Source organism: Mesorhizobium sp. M7A.F.Ca.CA.002.09.1.1 (assembly GCF_003998555.1).
Classification (GTDB): domain Bacteria; phylum Pseudomonadota; class Alphaproteobacteria; order Rhizobiales; family Rhizobiaceae; genus Mesorhizobium; species Mesorhizobium ciceri.
In genome coordinates this window covers 1-539 of the sequence record NZ_RZRR01001542.1, presented here as the reverse complement: position 1 = coordinate 539, position 539 = coordinate 1, and the positions used below count along the sequence as shown (strand labels likewise).

At 59.0% G+C, this 539-nt stretch carries 1 protein-coding gene and 1 pseudogene; one reads left to right on the top strand and one right to left on the bottom strand.

Translation table 11 applies throughout. The features are described 5' to 3' along the window. Positions 1–329 (top strand): DUF2314 domain-containing protein (locus EN994_RS34545; protein ID WP_127308304.1); only part of this gene is annotated, 329 nt, incomplete at its 5' end. A gap of 13 nt (positions 330–342) precedes the next feature. On the opposite strand, the pseudogene EN994_RS34540 reads toward EN994_RS34545, so the two are convergent. After that, positions 343–539: pseudogene (locus EN994_RS34540) on the bottom strand (hypothetical protein); the annotation flags it as partial.

Sequence of the window (539 nt, the reverse complement as noted above, 5' to 3'; positions counted from 1 at the left end):
TCCTGGCACTGTCCGAGGCGCCTCCCGCCGACACAGAGAGGTTCAAATTGAAGGTCAAGGTACGGGACGGCAACGTCACCGAACACTTCTGGGTCATACCGTTCCGCCGCACCGAAACCGGATTTGTCGGCATGTTGGCAAACCAGCCGGAGGAAGTGCACAACGTCGTCCTCGGCCAGAACATAGAATTCACCAGGGACGATATTTCCGACTGGGGATACACACGCGGCGGACGTCAGGTCGGCAGCTTCACCGTGTGCGTCATGTTCAACAAAATGTCGAAAGAAGAGGCGGACTACATGCGTGACAAATACGGCTTCGAGTGCTGAAAGCGCAGCCCGATCAACCCGCTTCGTCCTTCGCGCCGATCTTGCGCACAAGTGCCGCCGTCGCCAGCATCGCGCCCATGTCCGATATCATCGGCGCGACATGCCTGCTGTAGTCGAGCGGCACCGAAATATCCGGCAGCTCGAAGAAGTTCTTCGTCTGCGGCAACAGTAGGAAACCATCGCTGCCGTTGAGCGCGACGCGGGCTGGGT